The following is a 6,531-nucleotide window of genomic DNA, read 5'->3' as shown; positions in this document are numbered from 1 at the left end:
TAAAATTATATTGATACGGGTCATCCATGGAGCGTTGGCTATCGGCATTCATTCGGTAAAAGCCGCCTGAGCTGAGTTTCTTAGCATCGTCATAACCGGCTTGAAGGACTTTGCTGGTAACCGTGAAGTCCGCCGCGGACACGAAACTAATCGCTTTTAGACTCGTGAACGCATTAGTGCCCATGTCTAAAACAAGCAAGATCACGATGCCACTAACCAGCCATTTTTGCGGTAGCAGCCGACCGCGGATACTATAAAGCAGGAGTGCGGCAACCAGCAAAAAGACGCCGCCGAGGGTGAGGTTGAGTGCGGTGACGTATTTATGAGTGGCCATTCTTAAAATCGTTGGGATCATTAAGCAGCCTGCTGTGGCGATGCTGGCCATGCCGAGGCGAAAGCGGGAAACGGATGGCAGATGGGCTAATCCGCGCAGACCCAGTATGAGCAGCCAGAAGATCACGATGAACGAATGGCGGTAAAGGTACCAGACCGGGGCGCGGAAGCCTTGCCAAATCAACACAAGCGGATTCAGCCAAATCGACAGGATCAGCAGCAGGGTCAACCCACCAGAGACGAGCCGTTCGCGGACTGGAATCGACGCTGCTAAAAAGTAGCACACCGCTCCCAGCAACGCAATCATGCCCATGTAAAGATTGGGTAAGCCGTTGGAAAGTTGGTCGAAGTTAAAACTCCCGGGGATAAACTTAGAAGGCAAGTCGAGCAACGAATAAAGTGCCTTCACACTGAAATCCGCACCGGCACTTGATAGCCGTGAAGCAGCCAAGGCAAAGTAAGTCGGAATTAACACCACGGCGGCAAGCATCCCGCTTAGTAACGAACCGCCAGCAAATAGGCCGATTTTGCGGAGTAGGTGGGTTTGATGGTGGATCGCCCAACGCCAACCAAAATATAAAACCGCAAAAATGGCAATCATGAAGCCGATGTAATAGTTCGTTATGAAACTAAGACTGAGCGGCAAGACGTACGGCATGATCCGATGCGTTTCAAACAGCCGATCAATACCTAAGACTACTAATGGCAGTAGAATCACGCCGTCCATCCACATGATGTTAAGAAAGTTGGCCACTAAAAAGCCGGACAAGCCATAGCTGATACTGAAGACCAACGTGTACCAGCGGGCGCCGGCATGATGACTGGCATAGCACTGAGCCGTCAACGCTGCGGCACTGTATTTAAGTGCCGTCACAAACAACATGGCAACCGGCAACGCATGCCGGGACACAAGCACAAAAATCAGATTAAACGGACTCAGTAAGTAGTAAGTCCAGTTAGCATACATACCGCCGCCAAGACTGTTCGAAAAGGAATACGCCTTGCCTGCGGTTCCTGCCAATGCGTGTTTGAGATAAGTAAAAAAGTCGATGTATTGCACTGCCGAGTCATTGGCGAGAATGGACGATGAGCCAAATGGTGCCATTTTTAAAGCGGCAAAAACACAGAGACTGATGAGAAAAGTCAGCGCAAAACTCACAAGCAGTAGCGGCCAGGTTTTGGTTTTTTTGAAATGCAACATATCCAGGCAGGACTCCTTTGAAAAGCAATCGGTTAGTCGTTAATAATTAATATGATAGCAAAAACCGCGCTGAATAAAAAATAAGCTAAGTTTAAATATTAACTTAATCATAACGCGAGACTGGCTAGGTGCAGCAGCCGGAACAGCATGAAAACGTTTTAAGTTGCAAGTCTTGATGATTCTTTAAAAATCACTTCGCCCGCTGTTGCCGTTATTGTTACAATATTAAGAGAACGTGCGCGTTGATCATCGTTTGGAGGGCTTTTATGGCAACACAAACAAGAAGTTCAGACATCAGGAGATTTTTAAAAACCAATGCGATCTGGCTGCTGCCGATGTTGGCAGTTGCTTTAGTGTTATTGGTACAGTGGCCGCAATTGCATCTGTCCTATATTTTCCACCAAGACGACACGATGCCGCAATTGCGCCGCATGGAAAGCTATGTCACCAGCGTGCAGCATGGCGCGTATTTTCCTAAAGTTTTTCCTGAAGAAGTTCGCCACTTTGGCTATGCCTTTGACGCTTTTTATCCGTCCTTAATGCTGCTTCCGTATGTTTGGCTGCGGTTAGCCGGACTCGGGGTGGTCAGCGCCTATTACGGCTATCAAACATTGATTTTGGTAGCAACCGTATTGGCAGCCTACGCTAGCTTTCTGAAAATTCGTCGCCGTCCGCTTGCGGCATTCGTTTTCAGTGTCGTGTATACAACAGCGGTCTATCGGATGCTGGATGCCTTTGTTCGCGGAGCTCTTGGTGAAAATCTTGCCTTTATCTTTTTACCGATCATTGCTGCTGGCATGTACCTGATCTACATAAAGCAGTCAGACAACTGGTTCTTATTGGCCTTTGGCGTGACCGGCTTGATGTATGCCCATATGTTGTCGCTCGTGATGGTGCTCGAGTTTCTGGTTGGCGGGTTCCTAGTGTTGGTGGCATTAAGACGCGTTTCGTGGCGGATGGTCCGGTATACGGCATACGCGGCGATCAGCTCCCTGTTGATGGGGGTGGGCAGCTACCTGCCTATGTTGGAGATTTCGCAACATTTGCCGCTAAAACTTGCCGAATCTGCCACCATTTGGCTCAATTACCTGCAATATAGCCTAGGCGACCTGTTCCAGAATTCATTGAGTATGTATGCCTCCACCAGCAACATGCAAAACGTGAATCAGACGTTCCGTCCGGGGATGGGCGTTTTGATGCTGGGTATTGCGATTGGGTTGGCGCTTTGGTGGCCGAAGTTGAGCCGCTCCGTCAAAGTAGCGACCGGACTTGGTTTTGTCACCATTTTCTTAAGCACTAATCTTTTCCCATGGTCACTGTTTCGAAAGACCGTTTTAGGCACGATTCAGTTTCCTTGGCGATACTTGGAACTAACGACTTTATTCCTGAGTCTGGCCGTGGCGTTGTTAGTGACGGAGAAAGTGCATCCGCGACGTTTTGCATGGGGGATGGTCTTGGCGGCCTGCGTGGTCGGGTTTAGCTATGCCGCAACAATCAATACAACCATGACGAATGCCAATACCTACCGAGTAACGGACGAAAATGCCGTCGCTTACTATGGCGATGCGACTGGCGGCGGTTCGGAGTATGCACCGAAACAATTCGATTCCACCACTTTTTTCAAGAAAGACCAGACCGTGGTTTTGCCGTCACATAAACTTCAGCGCCTGACCCCGCTGACCCAGCATTATAACGATTTGCGCTTTGGTTATACCAGCACGCGATCGGTTGTCTTGCAATTACCTAAGTTTGCCTACGTCGGCTACAACGTCACCGTTGACGGGAAAGTCGTTCCGTATCGTGCCCAAGGTAAAAATGCCCGCTTGACCATCACGGCACCGGCTGGCAGTCATCGGGTGCGGGTTGTTTATACCGGCACGCGGTTGCAACATGTTACTGGATGGCTTTCCTTGGCGGCTGCCATTATATTTTTCCTGAGCTGGATCTTTGTCGCGATTCGCAATTTTGATCCAGAAAAAAGCACCACTTCCGAAGATACGAAGTAGTGCGTTATGGTCAATGTACCGGTGTGTCAGACTTTTGCGCTGAACTAGCTGCAAAGTCTGCATGCCGGTTTTATTTGATTTTACGGGCAATAAAAATCGGGCGTTGCTTGGTTTCGATATAGATCCGGCCGATGTAACGACCCACAATACCCAGCGCGAATAGTTGAATGCCGCCGATCATGAGGAAAATCGAGACCATTGACGGCCAGCCTGCTGTCGGATCACCATAGAGCGCCGCCCGAATGACAATAAATACCAGTGCCGCAAACGCACCTAAAAAGCTAATAATGCCGATCATCGAAACGAAGGTCAGCGGGGCATCGGAAAAATCAATAATCCCATCAATGGCGTAACGCAAAAGGCCAGTAAACGACCAACTGGTTTCACCGTGTTGGCGCTCAATATTCTGGTAGGGAAGGTACTTGGTTTTAAAGCCAACCCAACTGAAAAGCCCCTTCGAAAACCGATTACGTTCGGTCATATGTACAATTGCATCAACCACTTGGCGGGTCATGAGCCGAAAATCGCGAGCGCCGGGAACAATCTGGGTCTGAGAAACACGATTGATGAACTTATAGAAGAGATTGGAAAAGAATGACCGCACTGGCGCTTCACCGGAACGATCTGTCCGCTGGGCGCCGGCCATGTCATAACCTTCCTGAAGGGCAGCGTACATATCCGGCAACATGGCTGGCGGATCTTGCAGGTCAGCGTCCATCACGGCATAATAATCAGCTTTGGCGGTGACCAATCCCGCATACATCGCCGCTTCCTTACCAAATGACCGCGATAGATCAATGTAGTGCACTTGCGCATTGCTATCTTGCAGATGCTGGACTTGGGCGAGCGTGTCATCAGTCGAGCCATCGTTGACATACCAGATTTGCGGCTCCAGCTGAGTCAGGTCGGTTTGAAAAGTTTTCATTAAAGCTTGATAGATCAAAGGAACATTTTCGGATTCATTATGACAAGGGATAATAATTGCCACGCTTTGCGGCATAGAAGGGACCTCCTTAGAAAAGTGAGCGCGAGCCAGCGCGATTAGAAGTCGGAGTGTAAGTGGCCTTGGGTGTGATGGCCCGGTTTTGGCCATTGCGCCAAGGTTCTTACGCTCCGGTTTCTGGGCTAGCGAACGCGTTATGATGATGACAAGCACTCAGTCATGCATCGCCTTGACTGCTTTGGTTAACTTAGTATTCTGACTCGTTACGGTTGTCAGATTAGCCGTCATGACATCAATTTGTTGATTCAATGAACTGTAATATTGATTGAGTTGTGAGATCTGAGTTTCCAAGTCTGCTTGCGACACGTTGCTGCCAGCCGTGGCCGCAAAAAAGTCGTCCTCGGCACTCAACATTTCCCGATAATAACTAACTAGGGTTTTGTGATCGAGTTTGGCCAGCTTGAGACTGGTGAGCACCTTGCTCAGCGGCGCTTGTGGCATGTCTTCAGACGGTTGGTTATTGAGTTTGGTCAAGGTGTTATTGGCATCAGTCAGCGCTGTGTTCGCCGCTTCCAATGATTTAAACGCTGCGGCGCGCTTATCCAACAATTTCTTGACGGCACCATCGTCATTTTTTAGATCTGCCGACGGGTCATCTTGGTAAGCCTTCTCAAAGGTGGACGGAAAATCGTTCACCGTCGAGCCAATGACCTGCAACGCTTGCTGCTCTTGCTGCACTTGGGTCTGCACAGTCTGCGTCGTTGTCAGCAGTTGTTTTTTTGATTTAAAGTAGCCGAACACCCAACAAAAAGAAAGGCTAGCACGGCTAATAATGGCAGTAATTTTTTCATGTCTTAGTCCTCTTTTTCTATGGTAGCGTAACAACAAAGGAATTACTAGAGGCTACATGGTGAGCGGGCTTAGAAGCAATCACGCTAATAACAAAACAACGTATGATAAACTAAGGGCAAATGGAGGAATTGCTTATGCATATCGGTATGCGAACGGTTAAAACAGCGGTGGGGACAGCAGTTGCGATGCTCATCGCTTATGCCTTACATCTTGAATATTGGACAGCTGCCGGTATCATTACGATTCTGTCAGTTCAGAATACCACCAAAGCATCGTTCCGGCTGGTTGCCTACCGACTGCTGGCGACTGTGCTGGGCTTTGTCATTGCGATCGGGGCATTTTTGGTTCTGGGATACAATGCGCTGGCGTTTGGCGTTTTCCTTTTAATCTTCATCCCGCTAACCAACGTGTTTGAAGTGCAAAGCGGCATTGTGATGACGGCCGTGTTGGTCACGCATTTTATGATGGCCAAAAGCTGTAGCTGGTTCTGGATTCGCAATGAACTTTTGTTGTTGGCAGTCGGTGCCGGCGTTGCGCTTGTGGCAAATCTGTTTATGCCGAGCCTGGAAGCCAAAATCACGGAATTCCAGGCACAGGTCGAAGCGGAAATGCGGGAAATCATCGATCATATGAGTCAACAGCTAGGGCCGGAGCATCTTAAAAGTGCCGATAACTGGGCGAATTTATCAGATTTGAAAATGACGCTGGATGCGGCAGTGGCTTGGGCCAATCGCCACAGTGACAATCAATTGTGGTCGGAAAATGACTATTACCAAGCTTACTTCGAAATGCGGGCCAATCAATATGAACTGTTACGCCAAATGCAGGATAGCCTGGATCGAATCGAAACACCGGTTTTGCAGGCGGCTGTGATCAGCGATGCCTTGTCGATGACAGCTAGTGTGTTGAATGAAGATAATCCGGCGACGCAACTAGTTACGATGGTCAAAAAGATTCAGCGCAACTTTGCGGCTTCACCGCTGCCGACTGATCGTGCATCGTTTGAAAGCCGCGCCCGCTTATTTTATTTTTTGGAAGACTTCTCCCGCTTGCTACAGTTAAAGCGCAATTTTAATCATATTATTTCCTCGCAAAATTGATTTCTGAAAGTGCTGACACTTGCGGCGCTTTTGCCGTGATGGTAGACTAAACATGTACTTTTTGAATGGTCGTGGTTGCATGGTTTCAGAACTTTC

At 48.7% G+C, this 6,531-nt stretch carries 4 protein-coding genes and 1 pseudogene; 2 read left to right on the top strand and 3 right to left on the bottom strand.

Annotated features, from left to right (window positions below; genetic code table 11):
- Window positions 1-1,534 (bottom strand): YfhO family protein (locus tag GSO_RS03440; protein WP_010489014.1); only part of this gene is annotated, 1,534 nt, incomplete at its 3' end.
- A gap of 266 nt (window positions 1,535-1,800) precedes the next feature.
- Here GSO_RS03440 and GSO_RS03435 point away from each other — a divergent pair.
- Complete coding sequence (locus GSO_RS03435; protein WP_010489012.1) at window positions 1,801-3,540, top strand: putative glycosyltransferase family protein; 1,740 nt, start codon at window positions 1,801-1,803, stop codon at window positions 3,538-3,540.
- 70 nt (window positions 3,541-3,610) lie between these two features.
- On the opposite strand, the gene GSO_RS03430 is transcribed toward GSO_RS03435, so the two are convergent.
- Entirely contained in the window at window positions 3,611-4,540 is a 930-nt protein-coding gene (locus tag GSO_RS03430) for a glycosyltransferase family 2 protein (RefSeq protein WP_010489010.1), read from the bottom strand.
- 156 nt (window positions 4,541-4,696) lie between these two features.
- Window positions 4,697-5,334 (bottom strand): annotated as a pseudogene (locus GSO_RS15475) (YkyA family protein).
- A gap of 135 nt (window positions 5,335-5,469) precedes the next feature.
- Between GSO_RS15475 and GSO_RS03420 the strand changes: the two are divergent.
- Window positions 5,470-6,435: an aromatic acid exporter family protein gene (locus GSO_RS03420; RefSeq protein WP_010489006.1), complete on the top strand. Its 966-nt coding sequence runs from the start codon at window positions 5,470-5,472 to the stop codon at window positions 6,433-6,435.
- The last annotated feature ends 96 nt before the right edge of the window (window positions 6,436-6,531 follow it).

Origin of the sequence: Lacticaseibacillus zeae DSM 20178 = KCTC 3804 (assembly GCF_000260435.1) — a bacterium.
Lineage (GTDB): Bacteria > Bacillota > Bacilli > Lactobacillales > Lactobacillaceae > Lacticaseibacillus > Lacticaseibacillus zeae.
The sequence above is the reverse complement of the archived record's forward strand: the minus strand, read 5'-3'. Positions and strand labels throughout refer to the sequence as shown.